At 70.1% G+C, this 23,235-nt stretch carries 16 protein-coding genes and 1 pseudogene; 10 read left to right on the top strand and 7 right to left on the bottom strand.

The window, feature by feature from the left end; genetic code table 11:
* Positions 1-121 precede the first annotated feature (121 nt).
* Positions 122-826 (top strand): GntR family transcriptional regulator, encoded by a 705-nt coding sequence (locus ACK1X7_RS08620; RefSeq protein ID WP_385148544.1) that lies wholly within the window; start codon positions 122-124, stop codon positions 824-826.
* Positions 826-1,704 (top strand): SCO6745 family protein, encoded by an 879-nt coding sequence (locus tag ACK1X7_RS08615; RefSeq protein ID WP_390792597.1) that lies wholly within the window; start codon positions 826-828, stop codon positions 1,702-1,704. Before ACK1X7_RS08620 ends, ACK1X7_RS08615 begins: the two co-directional genes overlap by 1 nt.
* A gap of 18 nt (positions 1,705-1,722) precedes the next feature.
* Here the strand turns inward: ACK1X7_RS08615 and ACK1X7_RS08610 are convergent, their stop codons facing one another.
* Together ACK1X7_RS08610 and ACK1X7_RS08605 are read right to left on the bottom strand one after the other, a co-directional pair.
* Positions 1,723-4,524, bottom strand: coding sequence for an FHA domain-containing protein (locus tag ACK1X7_RS08610; RefSeq protein WP_413114893.1), 2,802 nt, complete (start codon positions 4,522-4,524; stop codon positions 1,723-1,725).
* Between the two features lie 286 nt (positions 4,525-4,810).
* The gene (locus tag ACK1X7_RS08605) at positions 4,811-6,040 is read right to left on the bottom strand and encodes a serine hydrolase domain-containing protein (RefSeq protein ID WP_413114892.1); all 1,230 of its coding nucleotides are present in this window, start codon (positions 6,038-6,040) and stop codon (positions 4,811-4,813) included.
* Positions 6,041-6,348: 308 nt separating this feature from the next.
* Between ACK1X7_RS08605 and ACK1X7_RS08600 the strand changes: the two genes are divergently transcribed.
* The 7 genes from ACK1X7_RS08600 (at position 6,349) to ACK1X7_RS08570 (ending at position 15,096) form a co-directional block, all read left to right on the top strand.
* Positions 6,349-7,626: a ricin-type beta-trefoil lectin domain protein gene (locus ACK1X7_RS08600; protein ID WP_385148553.1), complete on the top strand. Its 1,278-nt coding sequence runs from the start codon at positions 6,349-6,351 to the stop codon at positions 7,624-7,626.
* Positions 7,623-9,011 (top strand): ricin-type beta-trefoil lectin domain protein, encoded by a 1,389-nt coding sequence (locus ACK1X7_RS08595; RefSeq protein WP_413114891.1) that lies wholly within the window; start codon positions 7,623-7,625, stop codon positions 9,009-9,011. The genes ACK1X7_RS08600 and ACK1X7_RS08595 overlap by 4 nt, the downstream gene beginning before the upstream one ends.
* A gap of 208 nt (positions 9,012-9,219) precedes the next feature.
* Positions 9,220-10,266: a substrate-binding domain-containing protein gene (locus tag ACK1X7_RS08590; protein WP_390792704.1), complete on the top strand. Its 1,047-nt coding sequence runs from the start codon at positions 9,220-9,222 to the stop codon at positions 10,264-10,266.
* Positions 10,267-10,317: 51 nt separating this feature from the next.
* The gene (locus tag ACK1X7_RS08585; protein WP_390792601.1) at positions 10,318-11,406 is read left to right on the top strand and encodes a mandelate racemase/muconate lactonizing enzyme family protein; all 1,089 of its coding nucleotides are present in this window, start codon (positions 10,318-10,320) and stop codon (positions 11,404-11,406) included.
* Entirely contained in the window at positions 11,403-12,482 is a 1,080-nt protein-coding gene (locus tag ACK1X7_RS08580) for an ABC transporter permease (RefSeq protein ID WP_385148566.1), read from the top strand. Before ACK1X7_RS08585 ends, ACK1X7_RS08580 begins: the two co-directional genes overlap by 4 nt.
* Positions 12,479-13,555 (top strand): ABC transporter permease, encoded by a 1,077-nt coding sequence (locus ACK1X7_RS08575; RefSeq protein WP_385148569.1) that lies wholly within the window; start codon positions 12,479-12,481, stop codon positions 13,553-13,555. The genes ACK1X7_RS08580 and ACK1X7_RS08575 overlap by 4 nt, the downstream gene beginning before the upstream one ends.
* Positions 13,552-15,096 (top strand): sugar ABC transporter ATP-binding protein, encoded by a 1,545-nt coding sequence (locus ACK1X7_RS08570; protein WP_390792602.1) that lies wholly within the window; start codon positions 13,552-13,554, stop codon positions 15,094-15,096. The genes ACK1X7_RS08575 and ACK1X7_RS08570 overlap by 4 nt, the downstream gene beginning before the upstream one ends.
* Before the next feature lie 66 nt (positions 15,097-15,162).
* On the opposite strand, the gene ACK1X7_RS08565 is transcribed toward ACK1X7_RS08570, so the two are convergent.
* The gene (locus ACK1X7_RS08565; RefSeq protein ID WP_413114890.1) at positions 15,163-15,879 is read right to left on the bottom strand and encodes a GntR family transcriptional regulator; all 717 of its coding nucleotides are present in this window, start codon (positions 15,877-15,879) and stop codon (positions 15,163-15,165) included.
* A gap of 178 nt (positions 15,880-16,057) precedes the next feature.
* On the opposite strand from ACK1X7_RS08565, the gene ACK1X7_RS08560 reads away from it, so the two are divergent.
* Positions 16,058-16,735, top strand: coding sequence for a TMEM175 family protein (locus ACK1X7_RS08560; protein WP_385148578.1), 678 nt, complete (start codon positions 16,058-16,060; stop codon positions 16,733-16,735).
* 104 nt (positions 16,736-16,839) lie between these two features.
* Here the strand turns inward: ACK1X7_RS08560 and ACK1X7_RS08555 are convergent, their stop codons facing one another.
* The 4 genes and pseudogenes from ACK1X7_RS08555 to ACK1X7_RS08540 all read right to left on the bottom strand — a co-directional run.
* Positions 16,840-18,717 carry a propionyl-CoA synthetase gene (locus ACK1X7_RS08555; protein ID WP_390792604.1) on the bottom strand — a complete coding sequence of 626 codons (1,878 nt, stop codon included), beginning with the start codon at positions 18,715-18,717 and terminating at the stop codon, positions 16,840-16,842.
* Between the two features lie 153 nt (positions 18,718-18,870).
* On the bottom strand, positions 18,871-20,091 hold the full coding sequence (locus tag ACK1X7_RS08550) for a glycoside hydrolase family 88 protein (protein WP_385156148.1): 1,221 nt from the start codon (positions 20,089-20,091) through the stop codon (positions 18,871-18,873).
* Positions 20,092-20,262: 171 nt separating this feature from the next.
* Complete coding sequence (locus ACK1X7_RS08545) at positions 20,263-22,029, bottom strand: coagulation factor 5/8 type domain-containing protein (protein WP_413114889.1); 1,767 nt, start codon at positions 22,027-22,029, stop codon at positions 20,263-20,265.
* A 15-nt stretch (positions 22,030-22,044) separates the two neighbouring features.
* Positions 22,045-22,920 (bottom strand): annotated as a pseudogene (locus ACK1X7_RS08540) (chitinase); the annotation flags it as partial.
* Positions 22,921-23,235: the final 315 nt, after the last annotated feature.

Raw genomic sequence — 23,235 nt, 5'->3', positions numbered from 1 at the left:
TGTGCGGCCATGGCGGGCCGCGGCGCCGCGTGGGGTACCGCCGTCGCCGCTCACCGTTCGACCGCTCGATCGATCATAACAGCAATAATCGATTATATGCGGGATCATCTATGATGGCGGCATGACCCAGACGACCCACACGTCGACCTCGCCGGGGAAGCAGATGCTCTCCGAGCAGGTCTACGCACACCTGCGGGACGCGATCATGCGCGGGGACCACGCCCCCGGTGACGCCCTCAAACCGCAGGACCTCGCCAAGGAACAGGGCGTGAGCCTGGCCGTCGTGCGCGAGGCGCTCGTACGGCTGGTCGGCGAGGGCCTGGCCGACCGGCTGCCCAACCGCGGCTTCGCCGTCCCGGCCCACTCCGACCGCCGCTGGCAGGAGATCGCCGAGGCCCGCCGGACCATCGAACCGGTCGTGCTGCGCATGTCCATCGAGCGCGGCGACGTCGACTGGGAGTCCCGGGTACGCGCCGCCCACCACCGGCTGACCCGGACCCAGGCGTATGTACCGGGGGAGGGCGAGTACTACAGCGCCGCATGGGCCGAGGCCCACCGGGTCTTCCACCGCACCCTGCTGGAGGGCTGCGGCAACCCCGTCCTGCTGGAGACCTTCGACCGGACGTGGACCGCGAGCGAACTGGCCCGCCGCTGGTCGGCGCAGCGCAACCCGGACCGGGACGGCGCCCGCGAGCACCGCCTGCTGGAGGAGGCGGCGCTGGCCCGCGACGCCGACACCGCCGCCGAGGTCCTGGTGCAGCACCTCACCATGACCGCGGCCGTACTGACCGACCGCACCCACCACGACCCCGCGAAGGAAGCCTGATGCGCCTCGCCGACCCGACCACATTCGAGCCGAGCGCGGGCCGCCGCTGCCACGGCGTCGTCAATCCCCTGCACTCATGCGTGTACTTCGCGCCCGAGCGGCAGGACGAACTCGCGGCGCTCGGGCTGGAGCGCGGGTCCATGGCCTACTTCGCGGACCGTGCGGCCCCGCTCGGGGCGGTCGACGCGGGCACCGTCTCGGCCACGTTCTACAACTTCAACCACGAGCATGTGCGGCGGTTCATCCCCGCCGCGTGGGCCATCGCCACCCCGGAGGCGGTGCTCGCGGCCCGGCTGCGCGGCGCGGACAAGGTGCTGCGGCGGCTGCTCGGGGAGGATGCCCTGACGTCGAAGGAGATGGCCGAGGCCGCCGAGCTGGCGCTGCGCGCCACCGAGGCGTGCCACCGGGAGGCGCGGCCGCTGTACGCCGCGAACGCGGGCCTCCCGGTGCCCGAGGAACCACATCTGGCCCTGTGGCACGCCGCGACGCTGCTGCGCGAGCACCGGGGCGACGGTCATCTCTTCGCCCTGGCGATCGCGGGCCTGTCCGGGATCGAGGCGCTGGTCCTGCACAACGCCACCGGCACCGCGCCGACGTCGGCGACATTCATGCGGACCCGCGGGTGGTCCGCCGAGCAGTGGGCCGCCGCCCGGGACCGGTTGCGCGAGCGCGGCCTGCTGGACCGGGCGGGGGATCTCACGGAGTCGGGCGCGGCCCTGCGTGGTGAGGCCGAGGCGCTCACCGACCGCCTCGACGCCGCCCCGTACGACCACCTCGGCCCGGCCGCCACCGCGCGCCTCACCGAGCTGGCCGGTGGCTTCACCGAAACCCTCAGGGCGGCGGGCGCCTTCCCGGCGGTGCACTTCGGCAAGGGCTAGCCGCCACCAAGCCGCCGCCTAGTCGCGCATGACGTCGGGTTCGTGCCGGCGCAGCAGACGGGCCACGACGAAGCCGCAGACCAGCCCGATCGCCACGAGCACACCGAGGTCGATGCCCCACTGGGACACGGTGTGCGCCCACAGTGGGTCGACTTCATTCGGCTTGTCGAGGTTCCAGGGCGGCATGGTGTGCGCGAGGTCGAGTGTGGTTCCGGCGCCCGCGACCGCCCAGCGGGCGGGCATCAGCCAGCCGACCTGCTCGATGCCCGGGGAGCTGAACAGCTTGAAGAGGACGCCGGTGAAGACCACCTGGACGATGGCGAACATCACCAGCAGCGGCATGGTCTTCTCGGCCGTCCGCACCAGCGCGGAGATGACCAGGCCGAACATCATGGAGGTGAAGCCCAGCGCACTGATCACCACGCAGACCTCGACGGCCGTGGGCATGAGCAGCCCCTGGGCGGGCAGTTGGCGGACCGAGAAGCCGATCGCGCAGAGGACGGCACCCTGCATCGCGGTGATCAGACCGAGGACGATCACCTTCGACATCAGATACGCGGACCGGGACAGACCGGTGGCTCTCTCCCGTTCGTAGATCACCCGTTCCTTGATCAATTCGCGTACGGAGTTGGCCGCCCCGGAGAAACTCATGCCGATGACGAGCACCAGCAGAATGGTTCCGGACTCCTGGTTGTAGCGGAAACCGCTGTCGGGCGGTGGCGGGACGAGTCCGTACTTCGCCGGAACCAGACAGCTCACCCCGCCCAGTACGGCCGGGAGGAGCAGCATCAGCGCCATGAAGCCCTTGTCGGAGGCGATGACCGACAGATAGCGGCGGATCAGGGTCCACAACTGGGCGACCCAGTGCCGCCGTTTGGGCTGTAGGGCTCGCGCGGGCGGCTGTTCCGGAAGGGTGCCCGGCTGCCGCGGCGGTACGGCCGAGCCGACCTCCGCGGCACACCGGGCGTACTGCGCGGAAGTCCGCCAGCGCCCGCCCCAGTCGTCGTCGCGATGGTTCTCGAAGGCGGAGAAGACATCGGCCCAGCTTTCGTGGCCGAAGAACTCCAGGGCCTCGTCCGGGACGCCGAAGTAGGCCACGGAGCCGCCGGGAGCCATCACCAACACCCGGTCGCACAGGGCGAGTTCGGCGACGGAGTGGGTCACCACCAGCACGGTGCGGCCGTCGTCGGCGAGCCCCCGCAGCAACTTCATGACATCGCGGTCCAGGCCCGGGTCCAGCCCCGAGGTCGGCTCGTCGAGGAAGAGTAGGGAGGGCTTGGTCAGCAGCTCCAGGGCGACGGACACCCGCTTGCGCTGACCGCCGGAGAGCGAGGCGACCTTCTTGTCCCGGTGGACGTCGAGCTTCAGCTCCTGGAGCACCTCGTCGATACGGGCCTTGCGCTCGGCGGCCTTGGTGTCACCGGGGAAGCGCAGCCTGGCGGCGTACTTCAGCGCGGTGTCGACGGTCAGCTCCTTGTGCAGGATGTCGTCCTGCGGAACGAGACCGATACGGTGGCGCAGCTCGGCGAACTCGGTGTAGAGATCGCGGTGGTCGTACAGGACCTGGCCGCGGTCGGCGGGCCGGTAGCCGGTGAGCGCGCGCAGGAGGGTGGACTTCCCGGAGCCCGACGGCCCGACCACCGCCACCAGGGACTTCTCCGGGACGCCGAAGGAGACGTCGTCCAGGATGGTCTTGTCGCGCCCGACGGTCACCGTCAGGTTCCGGGCGGTGAAGAAGACTTCACCGGTGTCGGCGAACTCCTCCAGCCGGTCCCCGGCGAGGCGGAAGGTGGAGTGGCCGACACCGACGATGTCATGCGGTCCGATGAGCCGGCGGCGGTCCACGGGCTGCCCGTTGACAAAGGTGCCGTTGTGGCTGCCGAGGTCGACGATCTCGAAGCGGCCACCGGGCAGGGGCCGGAACTCCGCGTGGTGGCGGGAGACATGCGGGCCCTCGACCACGAGTTCGTTGTCCTGCGCCCGGCCGATACGCATCGGCCGCCCCTGGACGAGCCGGTGGACACCCGACGGGCTCCGGTCGGTGAAGTGGGTCGCGGCGGGTTCATGGGGCCCGTCCGCGGCTTGCGCCGCGGGCCGGTGCGGCTCCCCGGCCGCGGGCCGGTGCGGCTCCCGGGCGACGCTCGGGCCTGCTGTACGGGTCGGGGCCGCCGCCGCTTGCCCCGCCGAGGCTGCCGCGCCCGCTGAGGCTGCCGTGCCCGTCGGGGCTCCCGGAACCTCCGCCGCCCGGGGATGGGGTGTCACCGGGGGCGCACCGGAGGCTGCCGCCGTGCCCCAACCCGTATTAACTGGCGCCCCGTGAGGGGGCTGGGGATGGGCCTCGGGACGGGGCTGGGGACTGGGCTCAGGCCGGGGCTCGGGACGGGCCTGGGGCCGTGGCTCAGGACGGGCCTCGGGATGAGTCTGCGGACGGGCCTCGGGACGGGCCTCGCCCTGAGGTGCCGCCGTGCGGCCCTGCGCCGCAGCAGGCGCCTGGTCGCCATTCACCGGCGCCGCCCCCGGCGCCGGTGCGGCCTCGGTGAAGTCCAGCCGCATGCCGCTGGAGAAGTTCCCCAGCCGGACGATCGAACCGTGGCCGATCTCCATCCGCTGGACCCGGCGTCCGTCCGCGAACGTGCCATTCGCGCTGCCGAGGTCCTCGATGACCCATGTCCCGCCGACGCAGCGGATCGTGATGTGCCGCCGGGAGACCCGGCGGTCGATGGTCGGGATGTCGGCCTGCTGATCGCGCCCCACGGTGTAGCTCCGGGACGCGTCCAGGGTCCAGGTGCGTCCATTGGCATGCAGTACAAGTTCCGGCACGTCTGTCCCAAGTCGATCGTGTGCACCGAGGCCGTCTGCGTGAGGATAGTCGACGGCTCGGACGGGTCCTGCGGATCCTGCGGGTCCGCCGGGTTCCCGGACGGCCCGGGAACCGGCGGGCGTCATACGGTCTGCGGCGCGAGGCGGCCGAAGTGTTCGTCGGGTGTCACGGCGGTGTTGTGTCCTCGTGGGGTCGGTCAGTCGGTATGCGGCCCGGACCGGGCACGCCGACGCGTACGGCCATAGCCGGTTTGGAAGAGGGCGCGGGGCATGCGGAGGTTGCGTGTCATGGCGCGGGGTCCAAACTTACTGTCCCGGCAGCGGTCGTGCGCCCGCGCCCCCGCGCCGCCCCCCCGGCGCACAGTGCGTGGTCGATGAGGGCGCCGGCCGCGTTCTCCTGCTCCAGGATGTGCTCCGGGGTTTCACCGCGTGCCTCGGACATGGAGACCGCGGCGCTTCGCCTGCCATCGCCGGTGACGCCGTTGAGGGTGATGTAGCCGCCGTCTCCGCCCTCGTGGCTCCAGTACGTTCCTCCGCAGCTCAGCGGGCGTTCGACCAGGCCGAGCCCGTATCGGCCGCCGGGCCAGAGCTGTTGCACCTCCTCGCTCACGGGGACGGTCCGCTTCATCTCGGCCAATTGCCGCGCCGGTAGCAGGCGGCCCGAGAGCAGCGCGCGGAAGAGGTCGTTCTCGTCGCGTGTGGTCGTGACCCACGAAAGGCTCTCCTGGTCCACCGGTATCTGGTCGGTGACGTCCACCCGGGAGCCGGGGCCGAAGAGCTGGTAGGCCCTGGCGTGCGGCCGGGGAAGGGTGGGCGAGGTGCCCAGCCACCGGGTCCGGTCGAGGCCGAGCGGGCGCAGGACGCGGTTTTCGATCTCCTGGTGGGCGGGGTGACCGGTGGCCTTCTCGATGACCATGTCGAGCAGGATGTAGCCGGTGTTGGAGTACGCCCAGCCCTCGCCGGGCGCGAAGTCCGGTGCGTGGGCCATGGCTCGGGCGACCAACTGCTCGGGCTCGTGGACGTCGTGGCGCTGCTGGTAGTACTCCTCCGGCGTGGTGTATCCGGGCAGGTCGTCGTGGATGCCGCTGGTGTGCTGGAGCAGTTGGCGGACGGTGATCCGGCGGCCGTCGTTGCCGTTGCCCCGCACCACTCCCGGCAGCCAGTGGTCGACCGTGTCGTCCAGGGAGAGCCTGCCCTCGGCCTCCAGTTGGAGGACCACGGTGGCGACCAGTGTCTTGGAGGTGCTGGCCATGCGGAAGTAGCCGTCCGAAGAGACGGGGCGGCCGGTGTTCAGGTCGGCGGTGCCGCTGGTGGCGACCGACTGCCGACCGTCCGGCGCGACCACACGGGCCTGTACACCGCTGACACCGAGGGCGTGGATCGCCTCGGTGTCCTGACGCAGCCGCTCCACGGGGGAGGGCCCGGCGGGCCGGGCGACGGCGGTGGCCACCTCGGTGGCGAACAGCGTAGCGACACCGAGTGCCAGGGCGAGATGCTTTCGCAGAGTCGGAGACATGGCTGAACGCTGGATTCGCTCCCAACTCCGCGCGATCCGGCGCACCCCAGGGCCGGAATGGGGGATATCCCCCGACGGGCCGTCACCGGTCGTGCGGTTGCCCACGACGATTCTGTCCACACATATGGTCCATACCAAACCCTTGACAGGATTTTCCTTCACTTCTTAAATCACGTAGTGAACTAAGTACCTCCCGGATCGCCCATCGCACCCGGTCGGCGCCGTAACCACGTGCTTCCACCTGTTGGTTCCACATGCGCCCATGTCTCTCCGTACCTGTCATGCACATGTTTCTGGAAGGGAGAGTCATGGACTCCCCGCGCTTACCCCGGCGACTGCTGCTCTCCGTCGTCTCGTTCCTCGCCCTCGCCTCCCTGTCCACCGGACTGGCGCAGGGCGCGCCCGCCTCCGCCGCGGATTCCGCCGCGCCACCGGCCGTGGCCGCCAAGGCCGCCGCCGTCACGTTCTCCGACGAGTTCGACGGGCCCGCGGGCTCCGCCGTCGACGGCGGCAAGTGGCAGATCGAGACGGGCGACAACGTCAACAACCACGAGCGGCAGTACTACACGGCGGGCAACCGCAACGCCGCCCTCGACGGACAGGGCCATCTGGCCATCACCGCCCGCCGCGAGAACCCGGGCAACTACCAGTGCTGGTACGGAAGGTGTGAGTACACCTCCGCCCGGCTGAACACGTCCGGCAAGTTCACCACCACCTACGGGCGGGTCGAAGCCCGGATGAAGATTCCGCGCGGGCAGGGCATGTGGCCGGCGTTCTGGATGCTGGGCAATGACATCGGACAGGTCGGCTGGCCCAACTCGGGTGAGATCGACATCATGGAGAACGTGGGCTTCGAGCCGTCCACGGTCCACGGCACCCTCCACGGCCCCGGATACTCGGGGTCCGGCGGTATCGGCGCCGGGTACTCCCTGCCCGGTGGCCAGGCGTTCGCCGACGCCTTCCACACCTTCGCCGTCGACTGGAGCCCCAACGCGATCACCTGGTCCGTCGACGGCACCGTCTATCAGCGGCGCACCCCCGCCGATCTCGGTGGCCGGCAGTGGGTGTTCAACAAGCCCTTCTTCGTGATCCTCAACCTGGCGGTCGGCGGCTACTGGCCCGGAGACCCCAACGGCAGCACGGCCTTCCCGCAGCAACTCCTCGTCGACTACGTCCGGGTCAGCACGGACAGCGGACAGCCGGGCGGCGGTGCCATCACCGGTGTCGGCGGCAAGTGTGTGGACGTGGCGGGCGCCAACAGCGCGAACGGCACGCCGATCCAGCTCTACGACTGCAATGGGTCGGCCGCGCAGCAGTGGACCGTTGGTGGCGATGGGACGATCCGTGCGCTGGGGAAGTGTCTGGACGTGGCGTCGGGTGGCACGGCCGACGGCAGTCTGGTCCAGCTCTACGACTGCAACGGCAGCGCGGCGCAGCAATGGGCCGTTCCCGCGGCCCGCGACATCGTCAATCCACAGGCCAACAAGTGTCTGGACGCCGCCGGTGGCAGTTCGGCCAACGGCACCCGGCTCCAGATATGGACCTGCACCGGCGCCGCCAACCAGAAGTGGACGGTGACCGGATGAACATGAGACTTCTGCACAGACCCGCGGTGCGCGGCATCCTGGGCGCCGCTGCCGTCGCCGCCCTCCTCACCGGCCTGACCAGCGCTCCCGCGCATGGTGCCGTGGCGGCCACCGGACAGATCACCGGTGTCGGCGGCAAGTGTGTGGACGTGGCGGGCGCCAACAGCGCGAACGGCACGCCGATCCAGCTCTACGACTGCAATGGCTCGGCCGCGCAGCAGTGGACCGTTGGTGGCGATGGCACGGTCCGTGCGCTGGGGAAGTGTCTGGACGTGGCGTCGGGTGGCACGGCCAATGGCAGTCTGGTCCAGCTCTACGACTGCAACGGCAGCGCGGCCCAGCAGTGGTCGCTCCCGGCGGCGCGCGACATCGTCAATCCGCAGGCCGATAAGTGCCTGGATGCCACCGGTGGGAGTTCGGCCAACGGCACCCGGCTCCAGATATGGACCTGCACCGGCGCCACCAACCAGAAGTGGACGGCGCCGGACGGTGGCAGCACTCCGCCGACCGGGCCGGGAGCCATGGCCGTGGCCCCGTACCTCTACAACGGCTGGGGCAGCCCGCCGAGCCCGACCACCGTGATGAACGCGACCGGCGTCAAGTGGTTCACGCTCGCCTTCGTGCTCAGCAACGGCTACTGCAACCCGCAGTGGGACGGTGGCCGTCCGCTCACCGGAGGCGTCGACCAGCAGACCATCAACACCGTGCGGTCCGCCGGAGGCGATGTCATCCCGTCCTTCGGCGGCTGGAGCGGCAACAAGCTGGAGAGCTCCTGCGGCAGCGCGGGCGAGCTGGCCGCCGCGTATCAGAAGGTCATCAACGCCTACGGTCTCAAGGCGATCGACATCGACATCGAGGCCGCCGCGTACGACAGCCCGACCGTCCAGCAGCGCACGGTCGACGCGCTGAAGACGGTCAAGGCCAACAACCCCGGTATCAAGGTGTACATCACCTTCGGCACCGGCCAGAACGGCCCCGACAACAGCCTGATCAGCAAGGCCGCCGCCGCCGGTCTGACCGTGGACAGTTGGACCATCATGCCGTTCAACTTCGGGGGAGCCGGGCAGAACATGGGCCAGCTCACCCTCCGCGCCGCCGAGGGGCTCAAGAACACGGTCAAGAGCGCCTACGGGTACACGGACGACCAGGCGTACCGGCACACCGGTATCTCCTCGATGAACGGCATCACCGACAACGGCGAGACCGTGACCGTGAGCGACTTCCGCACCATCCTGGGCTACGCCCAGCAGCGCCATCTCGCCCGGCTGACCTTCTGGTCGGTCAACCGTGACCGGCCCTGCACCGGTGGCGGAGCGGACACCTGCTCGGGCGTCTCCCAACAGCCGTGGGACTTCACCCGCGTCTTCGCCCAGTACGCCGGCTGATTCAATTCAGGACACGCGTTTCCTATAGGAATCCACGAGACGAGATCCGGCACCCGATCCACAGGGGTGCCGGATCTCGTGTTTGTCAGGGGCCTTGACGGGGAGGCTCGGCTGGCACACCATCGCGGCATCAATTTCCTATTTGATTCGTGGGGGTGCGGAGGTGGGTCTCCGGACTGGATCTGTACTGCCGGGAGTGGTGGCCGTCATGGTGCTGGCCGCGGCTTCGGCGGGTTGCACGCTCAAGAACTCGGGTGAGCCGACGGGCGGGCAGGGCCTCGCGTCCGCGCGGGCGGGCGGCGGCTCGGCCGTGCTCGCGGACGGGTCGGCCACCAAGGTGGCGCTCGTGCCCGGCGGCGCCCACCCCTACTTCCAGCCCTGGAAGTCGGCGGGCGCCGACGCGAAGAAGACATACCGGCTCGGCGACGTGACGTTCGACGAGACGGCGGAGTGGGATCAGCAGAAGCAGAACAATCTGCTGTCCACGCTCGCCGCGCGCGGCTACAACGCGTTCGGTGTCTTCGGGGTCTCGCCGACCGACATCAACACCACATTCGCCGACCTGAAGTCGCAGGGCCTCGCCGTGGCCTCGCTCGGCTCCTGCCCGGCGGGCAGGAACGAGGCCGACTTCTGTCTCTCCACCGATGTCGAACTCGCCGCGTACAAAGCGGCCAAGGCCGCCATCGGCGCGATGGGCGGAAAGGGCACGATCGTCCATCTGACGGGCAACAACGTGGACGCCAACACCCAACTGCGGATCAAGGGCGTGGCCAGGGCGGTGAAGGAGACGGGCGGCAAGGCGAAGCTGCTACAGACCGTCACCGACATCGACAAGGACCTCCAGACCGCGCAGAAGGCGGTGTCCGACCTGCTGACGGCCAAGGGCAAGCAGATCCAGGGCATCGTCTCCACCGCCTACAACCCGGCCGTCGCCGCCGCCGACGCGGTCAAGAGCTCCGGATCGCGGGCGAAGGTCGTCGCCATCGACGACGACGCCAAGATCCTCAGCTCGATCGAGCAGGGCACGGTCACCGCCACCGTCGTACAGAACCCGGTGGGACAGGCGAAGGTCGGGGCGTGGGCGCTCGCGCTGCTTCAGACGAAGCAGTGCACCATGCGCACGCCCGGCCGGTCCGTCGACTCCGGCTCGTTCGTCGTCACCAAGAAGAACGTCACGACCTACGACCGCGCGCGGAAGGCGAAGACCGATCGGCTGAAGAAGCAGTTCGCCGACGACGTCCTCGCGTGCGGCTGATCCCCGCCGTCCCGGGACTCAGAACGCTCTACAGAAAACGGGCATCACGAGATGAGCATCATCACGACCGCCACGGCCAAGCTGGCCGATATCGCCGTGGAGACGGACCGCACCGACGCGGTGCAGTCCTTCGTCAAGCAGGAGACGGTCCTGGTCGACCTCACCACGGTGGACGGCGGTACGGGGACCGGATACGCCTACACCATCGGCACCGGCGGAACCTCCGTACTGGCCCTGCTGCGGGACCATCTGCTGCCCGCCCTCATCGGGCAGGACGCGCGCAACATCGAGGCGCTGTGGCAGCGGCTGTTCGCCCTGACCCGCGCCACCACCACCGGAGCCATCACCTCGCTCGCGCTGGCCGCCGTCGACACCGCGCTGTGGGATGTGCGCTGCAAGCGCGCGGGCGAGCCGCTGTGGCGGCTGGCCGGCGGCCACCGCCAGGACGTTCCGGTCTACGACACCGAGGGCGGCTGGCTCCACCTGACCGCCGACGACCTGGTGAAGGGCGCGCTCCAGGCCCAGAAGGCCGGGTGGGCCGGTGTCAAGATCAAGGTGGGCAAGCCGCATGCCGCCGAGGACGCGGAGCGTCTGCGCGCCGTACGAGAGGCCGTCGGCCCCTCGCTGCACATCATGACGGACGCCAACCAGTCGCAGACGATGTCCTCGGCCCTCCAACTGGCGGCCGCGCTGGAGCCCTACGACCCGTACTGGATCGAGGAGCCCCTGCCGGCCGACGACATCAGCGGCCATGCCCGGCTGGCGCGTGCCACCCGGATTCCCGTCGCCGTCGGCGAGTCCCTGTACTCGCCCCCGCAGTTCCGCACCTACCTCGAGACGGGCGCCGCGTCCATCGTGCAGGTCGACGCCGCCCGCATCGGCGGGATCACCCCCTGGCTCAAGGTCGCCCACACGGCGGAGAGCCACAACGTCATGGTGTGCCCGCACTTCCTGATGGAACTGCATGTCAGCCTCGTGGCCGCGGTGCCCAACGGCAGGTTCGTCGAGTACATCCCGCAGTTGCGGGCCGTCACCCGCGGCGAGTTGACGATCCGCGACGGGCGGGCCGTGGCGCCCGACGTTCCGGGGATCGGCATCGACTGGGACATGGACGCCATCGACGACCGGAGGGTGGCATGACAACGCCCGTCCTCCCGCCGGGCACCGACACCGGCCCCGCCGGGGCCACGCCACCGCGACCGGCGCACCGGCTGCCGTTCTGGGTCAACCAGCGGCTCGGGCTGCTGGTGCTCGTCATCGGCCTCGGCGCCCTGTTCGGCGTCTTGCAGCCGGCGTTCCTCGATGCACGGCTGGTGCTGTTCCCGCTGGTGCGGGACGTCTCGACGCTGACGGTGGTGGCGCTCGCCCAGATGGTCGTGCTCTCGGTGGGGCATATGAACCTGGCCGTCGGGCGGATGGCCGCCTTCGGAGCCCTGTTCGCGGGGTTCGGATACGACCGGCTGGACCTGCCACTGCCACTCGGCCTGCTGCTGTGCCTGCTGGCCGGGGCCGCCATCGGCGCGCTGACCGGCTGGATCATCACCCGTACCGGGGTCAGTTCCTTCGTGGTGACCCTGGCGATGGACTTCGCGCTGCTGGGACTCGTCTCCCTGCTCTACTCGGCCCTGACCGAGAACGCCGCCTTCACCAGCAGGCCGTCCGGGCTCGCGGAACTGCGCTCGTACTCGCTGGCCGACATCTGCGTCGGGCCCGTGTGCGGATCCCCGGTCATCCCGCAGATGGCGCAGTTCACCGTCCTGGCACTGGTCGGCCTCGGTTTCCTGTACGCCCGCACCCGCATCGGCCGGGAGCTGCTGCTCACCGGGGCGAACCCCGCGGCGGCCGAGCTGTCCGGCATTCCCACCGGCCGCCGCCTCATCCTGGCGCACACGCTCTCGGGGCTGCTCGCCGCGCTCGCCGGATTCATGGCCGCCGTCGGCACCGGAACCTTCCGCGCCTCCATCGGGGACGACTTCATGCTGCCCTCCTTCCTCGGCTCGGTGCTCGGCGGCACCCTGCTCACCGGTGGCGTCGTCTCCGTACTGGGCGCTCTGCTGGGCACCTCCCTGGTCGGCGTGATCCGCAAGGGGCTCGATCTGCTCGGTGTCGGTCTGGAAAGCCTGAACATCTACCTCGGCTGTGTACTCCTGCTGGCCCTCTCGGCCGACCGGGTGCGCACCGTGGTGGCCCATCGCAAGGTGGTGCGCTCCACATGAACACGATCCGCGATCGGCGAGAGCGGGGCGCCGCGGTCCTGCGCCGCTTCTCCCGCTCCACGACGATGACCCTGCTGTGCGTGGTGCTCGCCGGCTACCTCGCCCTGGGCCTGGCCTCCTCCGGCGCGTTCCTCGAGGGCCCATCGATACGGACCTTCCTGCGGTATCTGGCCACCCCTGTGCTCATCGGGCTGGCCCAGATGGTCGCGCTGTGCGTCGGACAGTTGAACCTCGCGGTCGGCGCGCTCGGCGGCTTCACCGCCTGCCTGATGGGTGTGCTGATGGCGGACCAGGGTGTGCCCGCCGGGGTCGCGGTGGCGGCCGGTGTGCTGGCGGCCACCGCCATCGGGCTGGTGACCGGCCTGTGCATCGTGGCGACGAAGATCAACGGCTTTATCGTCACACTCGGCACGATGACGATCCTCCAGGGGGCGCAGTACTGGCTGGTGGGCACGCGTACCGTCGACGGATACTCCGCGGGCCTGAAGGACCTCGGCAGGGCGGCCCCGCTGAACGTCCCGCTGGTGTTCGTCACCGCTCTGGCCGCCGCGGCCCTGCTCGCCGCCTTCCTGTACCGCGGCACCGCCGGCCGGCGGCTCCTGGCGGCGGGCGGCAACCCGCTGGCGGCCAGGCTCTCGGGCATCTCCACCGACCGGCAGATCGTGCTCGCCCACACCCTGTCCGGGCTCTTGATCGGCGTGGCCGCCCTGACCGCGACGGCGTCGCTGCCCGGAGTCAACCGCAGTGTCGGCGGCGACTGGCTGCTGCCCAGCTTCGCGGCCCCCATCATCGGCGGCGTGGCGCTCACCGGAGGGTCGGTCGCCGTGCTCGGCACGGTGCTCGCGGCCTTCGTGATGCGGCTCATCGACGCCGCCCGCGCACAGTTCTCACTCGACCCGAGCTGGGTGAACTTCCTCATCGGCGTGGTCGTGCTCGGCACGGTGGTCGGCGGCCGTATCCACCAGACCCATCTGGAGAAGCGGGGCGGTTCGCGCGGCCGCGTACCACCCGCACCACCGCCGAACGACCCGCGACCGACCGCCGTCCTGCCGCACCCGGGAGGTTCCGGATGAGCAACGTCCTTCTCGAATGCCACGCCATCGTCAAGGTCTTTCCCGGTGTGCGGGCCCTGGACGGCGTCGGACTACGGCTGACCGAGGGGTCCGTCCACGCACTGCTCGGCGAGAACGGCGCGGGAAAGTCCACCCTCATCAAGGTCCTCACCGGGGTGCACACGCCGGGCGGCGGCCGCCTGACCTGGTGCGGCGGCGAGGTCCATCTGCGCTCACCGCAGGAGGCCACCCGCACCGGCATCGGCGTGGTGCACCAGGAGCGCAATCTGATTCCGGGCTTCTCGGTGGCCGAGAACATCACCTTGCAGAGCCCTCCCTCGCACCGTGGTCTGATCGACCGCGCGGCGATGACCGCCCCCGCTCTGAGGTGCCTCGGTGAGCTGGGCCTGGACCTCGACCCGGACCAGCCGGTCCGTGAACTCTCCGTGGCCCAACAGCAGTTGGTGGAGATCGCGAAGGCCCTGTACACCGAGAGCCGGGTGCTGCTCCTGGACGAGCCGACCGCGTCCCTCTCGCCACAGGAGGCGGAGCGCCTCTTCGAGGTCGTCCGGCGGCTGAAGGCCCGGGGGACATGCGTCGTCTTCGTCAGCCACAAACTGGAGGAGGTGTTCGCCCTCTGCGACACCGTCACCGTGCTGCGCGACGGCAGGTCCGTGCTCGAGTCCTCACCGCTGGCCGACCACACCCACGACGACGTGGTCGGTCTGATGGTCGGCCGCGCCCACTCGGCCACCGCGATGCGTCCCCGCGAGGTGGACACGTCCGCGGCGCCGGTGCTCTCGCTCGACGACGTCTCCACCGCCGCCGGACACCGGGACATCAGCCTGGACGTGCGGCCCGGCGAGATCGTCGGTCTGTACGGACTGGTCGGCGCGGGGCGCAGCGAACTGGTCAGGGCCATGCTCGGCCTCGACCGCGTCACCGGCGGCGAGATCCGGGTGCACGGCGAGCCGGTGCGCATCACCTCTCCCCGGCAGGCCCTGCACCGCTACGGCATCGGCTACCTCACCGAGAACCGTAAGGAGGAAGGGGTCTTCCTGGAGCAGCCCATCGCCCGGAACATCACGGTGACGGTGTGGAAGAGGCTGGCGAAGGCGCTCGGGTTCATCTCCGCGCGCGAGGAGCAGGCGGTGGCCCACGACCTCGTCGAACGTCTCGGGATCCGCGTCTCGGGGCTCGGGCAGAACGCGGGTGAGCTGTCCGGTGGCAACCAGCAGAAGGTGAGCCTGGCGAAGTGGCTGGCGGCCGACACCCGGCTGCTCATCGTCGACGAGCCGACGGTCGGTGTCGATGTGCGCACCAAGCACGCCTTCCACGAACTCATCTGGGAGCTGGCCCGCGATGGCCTGCCCATCCTGCTGATCAGCAGCGACCTCGCGGAGATGATCACGCTCGCGGACCGGGTGGCCGTGATGGCCGACCATCGGATCCGCGGTCAGGTGGACAACGACCGCGACTACGAGCGGATGAGCGGCCGGATCATCCGCATCATCCACGACCGCGCGACCTCGGCCGTGCGCCCGCGGGCGGTGGAGGCATGACCGGACCCTGAGGCCCCCGGGCCGGGCGGCTGATGGAGGACGCCGTGCGGTCAGGACGTCGCCCGGTCAGGACTTGTCGTCCTGGCTGAGCTGGCGCCGGAGGCTGCGGGCGAGGTGCTCCGCCATCGCCTCGGCCGCGCGGTCGGGGTTGCGGCGCAATATCGCGTGCAGCACCCGCTGGTGCTCGGCGAGGGTCGGGTCCTCGGCGTCGAGAACGCTGCTGAGCCTGAAGATATGCAGATGGGAATGGAGCCGCTCCACCGCGTCCGCGAGCAGCGGCCGCCCGGACGCCTGCGCGATCGCGTCGTGGAAGCGCTGGTCGAGGGCGGCGAAGTCGCGGTAGGCCGCATAGCGCCCGGCGGTCCCCGACTGGGACTGCATCTCCTCCGCGATCCGCTCGATGCCGTCGAGCTGGGCCTCACTGGCGTTGCCCGCGGCGAGCGCGGCCGCCCTCGGCTCCAGCAACTGCCGCATCTCGAAGAGCTCCTCGAGCCCCTGGCGGGTCAGCAGCTCGGTGGTGCGGTACCCCGAGAGCGGTCTCTTCACCACCAGCCCGTCGGACTCCAGCCTGGCCAGCGCCTCCCGGATGGGGGTCGGCGAGACGCTCAGGGCGCGGGCCAGGGCCTCGATGCTGACGCGCGCGCCGGGGGTGATCTCATGGTCCATGACCATGGCCTTGATGTTCTCGTAGACGCTGTCCGACAGGGCCTGACGGGCGGGCGACAGGTCCCGGCCCTGCCCTTCGCGCGGTGCCCCGAGCGCGGAGGTGTCGTGCGGTGGCATCCGGCCTCCTGGTGCTGTTCGGGGCTTGTCGGGACAGCAACAGTTTACCCAGGTGAGGGACGCGGTTCAGGGGTGAGCCGAGTACGCCCCACCGCGTGCCGAGCTGCGGCGAAGTGGGACCCGATATAGTCGCTATGGGCCATATTCACCTGTTTGGGGGGCGGAAAAGGAGCCTCGTATGCCGCCCCGTTTCCATGTGCCCGCCAAGCGGTTCGCTCTCTCGGACACGGCTCGCGCCGAAGCGTTCAGCGACGCCGTCTTCGCGATCGCGATGACCCTCCTGGTGCTCGGCCTGACCACCCCCGCACATCCACCCGGCGGCCTGGGAGACGCACTCGCCCGCCAGTGGCCCGCCTACCTGGGATACGCCGCGTCCTTCAGTTACATCGCGGTGATCTGGCTCAACCATCACCGGGCCTTTCTGCGGATCCGCAGCATGGACCGGGGCCTGCACGCGGCGAACCTCTTGTTGCTCTTCACCACGGCGGCGCTGGCCTTTCCCACCGACGTGGTCGCCACCGAGCTCCAGGCCGACGCCTGGGGCACGGACGCGAAGGTGGCCGTCGTGCTCTACGCGGCCCTCGCCGCCGCGATGTGTCTGAGCTGGGCGGCCCTCTACCACCATCTGCACCGGCGCCCCGAACTGCTGGAAGGCACCAGCGAGCCCACCTACGTACGCCACGGCTCCCTTCGCTCATGGATCGGGGCCCTGGCCTACGCCCTCGCCGGGGTCCTGGGCGTCCTCGTCACACCACTGGCCGCCCTGGGCGCGTTCGTCCTGCTCCCCGTCTTCTACTTCACCACCAGCGAAGGGTTGCCAGGGAGCCAGGACGCGCCCGATGAGGCCGCCGCTTGACCCCGGACGCCGGATGCCCCGGCGGACGGCCCCGCCGGCGCCGGGTCAGGGCACCCGGAGGCAACCGTGCGCCCCGGCCCCCAGGTGCCGCCGACGGGGAACGCTCACTCGGGGCGCAGCACCGGCCGCAGTGCGTCCAGCACCGACGGGTCCTCGATGGTCGAGGGCACCGGTTCGTCGCGCCCGTCGGCGATTCCGCGCATCGTCTTGCGCAGGATCTTTCCCGACCGGGTCTTGGGCAGCGCCTCCACGACCGAGACGGCCCGGAACGCGGCGACCGGGCCGATATCCCGGCGCACCGCCGCGATCAGCTCCTCGCGCAGGTCTTCGTCGCTGATCTCGGCCCTCGCCTTGAGTACCACGAAGCCCCGGGGCAACTGCCCCTTGAGCTCGTCGTGCACCCCGATCACCGCGCACTCGGCGACGGCCGGATGCGCCGCGAGCACCGCCTCCATCGCACCGGTGGACAACCGGTGCCCCGCGACGTTGATGACGTCGTCGGTGCGGCCCATGACGAACAGATAGCCGTCCGCGTCGCGGTAACCGGAGTCACCGGTCAGGTAGTAGCCCTCGTACCGGGACAGATACGCCTCGATGAACCGCTGGTCGTCACCCCACAGCGTGGGAAGCGCGCCGGGCGGCAGCGGAAGCCGGATCGCGATCACGCCCTCCTGGCCCGCGGGCAGTTCGGTACCGTCCTGGTCCAGCACGCGCACATCCCAGCCGGGAACCGGAACCGTGGCCGACCCGGGCTTGACCGGCATCGGCTCCAGACCGTGGAGGTTCGCCGCGATCGCCCAGCCGGTCTCGGTCTGCCACCAATGGTCGATGACCGGTGTGCCGAGGTGCCGGTGCGCCCAGTGGTAGGTCTCGGGGTCGAGCCGCTCCCCGGCCAGGAAGAGGGTGCGGAACGACGACAGGTCGTACTTCTTCGGCTCGACGGCCTCCGAGTCCAGCCTTTTGATCGCCCGCAACGCCGTGGGAGCCGTGAACAGCGCCTTCACCCCGTGTTCGCTGATCACCCGCCAGAACGCACCGGCATCCGGGGTGCCCACCGGCTTGCCCTCGTACAGCACGGTGGTCGCACCGATCAGCAGCGGCGCGTAGACGATGTAGGAGTGGCCGACCACCCAGCCGACGTCGGACGCGGTCCACCACACGTCGCCCGGCCCGATGTCATAGATCGCGGCCATCGACCACGCCAGCGCCACCGCATGGCCGCCGTTGTCGCGCACGACCCCCTTCGGCCTGCCGGTGGTACCGGAGGTGTACAGCACATACAGCGGGTCGGCCGCCGCCACCGGGACCGGACCGGCCGGCTCGGCGCGGGCGACGAGATCCGCCCAGTCCACATAGCGCCCGCCGAGCCGCGCTCGCGCCCTGTCGCGCTGAAGGATGACGACCTGGTCCGGCTGATGGGTGGTCAGACCGAGCGCCGCCTCGACGATGGGCTGGTACTCCACGACCCGCGTCGGCTCGATCCCGCAGGACGCCGCGACGATCACCGCCGGTTCGGCGTCCTCGATACGAGCGGCCAGCTCCTTGGGCGCGAAGCCGCCGAAGACCACCGAATGCACCGCGCCGATCCTGGCACAGGCCAGCATGGCGATGACCGCCTCGGGCACCATCGGCATATAAACGATCACCCGGTCACCCTTGGCCACGCCCAGCGAGCGCAGCGCCCCGGCGAAGAGCGCGACCTCGTCACGCAGCTCGGCATAGCTGAACCGCCGGACCGCACCGGTCACCGGGGAATCGTAGATCAGCGCGGTCCGGTCGCCGTGGCCGTTCTCGACATGCCGGTCCAACGCGTTGTACGAGGTGTTGAGTTCACCGTCGGGAAACCACCGCACAAGCGGCGCACGGGAGTCGTCCAGCGCCCGGGTCGGCGTCCGGGTCCAGTCGATCGCCGCCGCCGCGTCCAGCCAGAACCCTTCGACCTCCTCCAGGCTGCGGTGGTAAGTCTCGTCGTACGCGCCCATCAGCGCCCCTTGCGTCACTCGGCCTTGCAAAACTGTGAGCAGTGTGACCCATCGACCGGACGGCGGCCAGCCCCGTAGGAGTGATGCCCGGCCGATCACCTCGGCGATGTCGCGAATTCGATGAGGCGGTCGGCGACCGGGGCCGGGGCCGGGTCAGACCGTGGACAGGTCGATGGCCCGGTCGATGTCATCGGGGCGGAGCACCCGCAGGATGCCTTCGAGCAGGTAGTAGTCGGCGTACGGGAGCGAGATCTCGATGCCGTCCTCGCTCGGCCGATTGCGGGTGCAGCGCGCCACGACCGCGTCCGCGCGGGTCGACTTCCTGGTCAGACAGGTCTCCGACAGCGCGGTGAGCAGCTTCAGCGCCTCCTCGCGGTAGCGCGGTTCGCCGGTCGCCCGCGACAGGTCGAGCAGGCCGCAGGCCATCACCGCCCCCGCGGAGGCGTCCTTGATGTCGTGGGGCGCTTGCGGCGCGAGATAGTCCCACACCGGCACATGGTCCGGGCTCAGCGCGCCCAGGGCGAAGTCGGCGAGTTTCCGTGCGGTGGTGAGGAACTCCCGGTGGCCGGTCCGGCGGTAGATCGTGGTGAATCCGTAGATCCCCCATGCCTGCCCGCGTGACCAGCAGGAGGCCGGGCTGTAGCCCTGTACGGTACCCGGGCCGAGGGGAGCGCCGGAGGCCGGGTCGAAGTCGTAGACATGCGGGGTCGACCCGTCCGGGCGGGGGAAGTTCCGCTGGGTGGTTCTCGCGTGTTCCACCGCGATGTCGAGGTACTTCCCGTCCCCGGTCCGGCTGCTCGCGAACGCCAGCAGATCGAGGTTCATCATCGTGTCCATGATGACCCGGCCCGCGTTCCCCGGATCGTTCAGCGCTCCCCAGGCCCGGATGAAACGGCCCTGCGGGTTGTACCGCTTGATCAGCGAGGAGGCCGCCCGGATCGCGCCCGTCCGCCATGTGTCATCGCCGGTGAGCCGCCACGCGGTGACCCATGAGGGATAGAAGAGGAATCCGAGGTCATGGGTGCCGGTGTCGTTCTGGCGCGGGGCGAGCTTTTCCGCGGAGGCGAGGGCCAGGGTGCGGAACCGCTCCTCGCCGCTGTGGAGCCAGGCCATCCACAGGGTGCCGGGCCAGAACCCGCCGACCCAGTCGCCGCTTTGGGAGTACGTCCACTTCTCGAACTTCGTACCGACCGGAAAGCCACTCACCCCCGGTGCCACCGCGCGCAGCTTCGCCACCGCGTAGTCCGCCGTCGCACCCAGCGTGGCCGCGGGGCTTGGAGCCTTCTGCGCGGCCTGCGCCGGGGGAGCGATCGAGGTGGCCGCCACCGCCGTACCGGCCGCGGTGGTCAGCAGGGCTCGCCGGGAAACGCTCATCAGTGCCCGTCCTTCACGAAGGGGAATCCGACAACGACATGCGGTCCGTGCGTGTGCTCAGCCGCCTGTGGGGCGCGGGCGAGGTACCCGCGCCCCACAGGCGAACCGGTGGAACGGGTGGAACGGGTGGAGCCGGCCGAGCTGGTGGTGTGCTTCGGGGCAGCCGGGGGATCAGGGGTACTCGGTCACGTTCGCGACATTGCTGCCCGCGTCCGAGGGGCCTCCCGTGCCATTGATGACATGGTTGATCGTGCCGGTGCCGCCGAGCGAGACGGTGACCATGTCGTGGAATTTCACCTCCGGGGTCCGGGGGACCTCGAAGGCGTGCTCGGCGGTGACGGACTTGTTGGTGTTGAAGAAGCAGTAACTGCCCAGGCCCCACGCCTCATGGCGGTTGACCGAGTCGGCCACCTTGTAGGCGGCGTATCCCTTGGTGGAGCCGTTCATCCAGGCGTCCTGGTTGGGCGGGTCGTAGGGCATCTCGTTCTGGTAGAAGTACGTGCGGCCGCCCTCGCCGTTCCAGGTGGTCTGGTGCTTCTGGTAGTGCTCCACGAACAGGCCGTACATGGTCACGTCGTCGCCGTTGACGACGAGCCCCTGGTCGGCCGTGTTGGAGTCCCAGCCGACGCCGTCGCCGTGGTCGGCGCGCCAGATCCAGGTGTGGTCGCCGATCACATTCGAGCTGTTGACCACCAGGCTGGTGGACGCCTTGCCCACGCCCGCGCCGCCGACCCGGAAGAACACATCGTGCAGTGAGGTGGGGTTGTCGGCGTGGTTCGCGGAGGAGTCCTCGGGGCCGACCTCCATCAGGGTGTCGGAGTTCTCGGTGCCCGCGTCGATGAGCAGGCCCGCGAGCTTGACGCCGTCGACGTCGGCCACCGTCATCGCCGAGACCCCGTTTTCGGGAATCAGCGTGGCCAGGCCCAGGCCCAGTACGACGGTGTCGGGACGGGTCACCTTCAGCGGCGCGTCCAGGTGGTAGACCCCCGGGGTGACGAGCAGGTGCTTGCCCGCGTCGAGCGCCGCGTTCATCTCCTCGGCCGTGTCACCCGGCTTGACGATGAAGAAGTCGTCCAGCGGGATCGAGGTGCCCTTCGGCGCACCGGAGGACCAGGACGTGCCCGTCGAGTCCTTGCGCACATCCGGCGCGAACACCTTGTACGCGCCGTCGTCGTCGACGTACAGGAACGGCTTCTCACGGGAGACGGGTGTCTTGTCGACCCGGGTGTACGGCGGGTTGGGGAAGTCCCCGGCCGGGGCGTTCTGCGCGCCGACGAACACCATGTTCCAGTTGGAGCCGGTCCAACCGCCCCATTCGGTGTTCCGGGAGAGCCACTGCTGCTGCGAGCCGGACCGCACCTGCCCGTCGACCTTGGTGTCGGCCAGCAGACCGCCGCTGGACCAGCCGCCGTCGTCGAGCTGTAGATCGCCCTTCAGATGCATCCGGCGGTACGGGGCGGCCTGCGATACGGCCCAACGGTCCGCGCCGCCATCGGGGTTGACGGCGAGGTTCTCGGCGTCGCGCCAGAAGTTCTGCGTGGCGTTGCCGTCGAACCAGTCGGCCTCGGCATGCACCTGGCCGTTGATGGTGGTGTCGTCGGGCGACAGACCCAGGCCCGCCACCTGGGTGTAGAAGCCGACGTTGGCCTTGACGTCGTAGGAGCCGGGCTTGAACAGCAGGGCGTGCCGGGCCTGGCCGAACTGGTTCTTCTCCTGCTCGCCGAAGACCGAGTCGAGCTTGCCCTGGATGTCCTGGGCGGACATCGACGGGTCGAAGATCTGCACATTGGGACCCAGGTCCGGTTCGGCGTCCGCGCCGTGTGCCGCCGGTACGGTCAGCGCCGCCGCGGCGGCGCCGGCCAGCGCGGCGAACGCGGCGGTCCAGCCGGCGACGCGGCGGCGTCCGCGACGCCCGCGGCCGGTGGTGTCGTTCGTCATGGTGGTGTGTCTCCCTCAGCCCTGGTACCGGGCGAATATTCCGGTGAACTGCCAGGGCTCCTGGGCCACTCCGGAGCAGGTGTCGTCGTTCGGGTAGGCGCCGGGGCAGGGGCGGTCCCGGTTGACGGACCAGAAGGAGAGCCGCGACAGATGGTGCTGGGAGGCGTAGTCCAGGATCGCCTCGAAGTCGTCGGTGGATACGGTCTCGTTGACGTCGGTGATGCCGTTCATCGAGGACAGGCCGCTGTGCCGGTAGGCGTCGTCGTCGCTGTAGCCGTAGGCGCCCTTGACGGCGTTCTTCAGACCGTCGGTGGCCTGCTTGGTCAGCTCGCCCATGTTCTGGCCCTCGCCGCCGAAGTCGAACGGCATGATGGTCCAGCTATCGGCCTCGAAGCCGGATTCGGCGGCCCGGCGGATCATGCTGTCGTCGGGGCCGTTCTGATCGCTGGGGAAGGTGACGTAGGCGAGCAGCCCCGGGTTGTCGGCCTTCACCTGCTTCAGGGCGTCGATCGTCTTCTGCTGGACGGCCGGGTCGTTGTAGGCGTCGCCTTCGATGTCGATGTCGATGGCCTTGAGACCGTAGGCGTCGATGACCTTCTGGTAGGCCCCCGCGAGGGCCTTGGCGTCGGCGCAGGACTGCTCCAGCTTGGCGCCGCTCGCGCCGCCGAAGGACGGCACGACATCGCCGCCCTTGGCCCGTATGGCCTTCACGGTCTGCTCGTCGGCCCCGCCGGTCAGCGGGCGGCTGCCGTCCCACTGCGGGGAGCAGTTGCCCGAGTCGAGGACGAAGGCGAGGGTGAACCAGCTCACGCCGGTGGCGTCCATCACCTCGCCCGGGTCCGGCGGGTTGCCCCATCCGTTGTACAGATAGGGGGCCACGGCGGCGGGCGCGGCGGACGCCGCGGTGGGGGCCTGACCGGGGCTTGCGGCCCAGGCCGCCGCTGTCGTGCTCGCGACGGCGGCCACGGCGGCCACGGCCAGGGCGGTCCGCCGGCGGCGGCGGTGCGCGCGGTCCTGGGCGGTGAATTCTGCGCGGTGGTTCATGTGGGGGGATGCCTTCCTCAGACGCGGACGGGCCCCGGCAGTGGCATGTCCGTCGGACAGGTGCCGCCGCAGCCCGCGACATGCGGTTTTCGGCCGGAAGGTCACGGCCGGACTCTCGGCCCATATATTTCGGGAGTTGAACGCGTCCCGTCAATAGGTCCG

Source organism: Streptomyces sp. CY-1 (assembly GCF_047218265.1).
In the GTDB taxonomy this organism is placed as follows: Bacteria; Actinomycetota; Actinomycetes; order Streptomycetales; family Streptomycetaceae; genus Streptomyces; species Streptomyces niphimycinicus.
Note: the sequence above shows the minus strand (reverse complement) of the source record. Positions and strands in the feature narration are given on the sequence as shown.

Bases quoted from the DNA above. Each gene is read 5' to 3' on its own strand.
- ACK1X7_RS08620 (WP_385148544.1), top strand. From the start codon at position 122: ATGACCCAGACGACCCACACGTCGACCTCGCCGGGGAAGCAGATGCTC.
- ACK1X7_RS08615 (WP_390792597.1), top strand. From the start codon at position 826: ATGCGCCTCGCCGACCCGACCACATTCGAGCCGAGCGCGGGCCGCCGC.
- ACK1X7_RS08605 (WP_413114892.1), bottom strand. From the start codon at position 6,040: ATGTCTCCGACTCTGCGAAAGCATCTCGCCCTGGCACTCGGTGTCGCT.
- ACK1X7_RS08600 (WP_385148553.1), top strand. From the start codon at position 6,349: ATGGACTCCCCGCGCTTACCCCGGCGACTGCTGCTCTCCGTCGTCTCG.
- ACK1X7_RS08595 (WP_413114891.1), top strand. From the start codon at position 7,623: ATGAACATGAGACTTCTGCACAGACCCGCGGTGCGCGGCATCCTGGGC.
- ACK1X7_RS08590 (WP_390792704.1), top strand. From the start codon at position 9,220: ATGGTGCTGGCCGCGGCTTCGGCGGGTTGCACGCTCAAGAACTCGGGT.
- ACK1X7_RS08585 (WP_390792601.1), top strand. From the start codon at position 10,318: ATGAGCATCATCACGACCGCCACGGCCAAGCTGGCCGATATCGCCGTG.
- ACK1X7_RS08580 (WP_385148566.1), top strand. From the start codon at position 11,403: ATGACAACGCCCGTCCTCCCGCCGGGCACCGACACCGGCCCCGCCGGG.
- ACK1X7_RS08575 (WP_385148569.1), top strand. From the start codon at position 12,479: ATGAACACGATCCGCGATCGGCGAGAGCGGGGCGCCGCGGTCCTGCGC.
- ACK1X7_RS08570 (WP_390792602.1), top strand. From the start codon at position 13,552: ATGAGCAACGTCCTTCTCGAATGCCACGCCATCGTCAAGGTCTTTCCC.
- ACK1X7_RS08565 (WP_413114890.1), bottom strand. From the start codon at position 15,879: ATGCCACCGCACGACACCTCCGCGCTCGGGGCACCGCGCGAAGGGCAG.
- ACK1X7_RS08560 (WP_385148578.1), top strand. From the start codon at position 16,058: ATGCCGCCCCGTTTCCATGTGCCCGCCAAGCGGTTCGCTCTCTCGGAC.
- ACK1X7_RS08555 (WP_390792604.1), bottom strand. From the start codon at position 18,717: ATGGGCGCGTACGACGAGACTTACCACCGCAGCCTGGAGGAGGTCGAA.
- ACK1X7_RS08550 (WP_385156148.1), bottom strand. From the start codon at position 20,091: ATGAGCGTTTCCCGGCGAGCCCTGCTGACCACCGCGGCCGGTACGGCG.
- ACK1X7_RS08545 (WP_413114889.1), bottom strand. From the start codon at position 22,029: ATGACGAACGACACCACCGGCCGCGGGCGTCGCGGACGCCGCCGCGTC.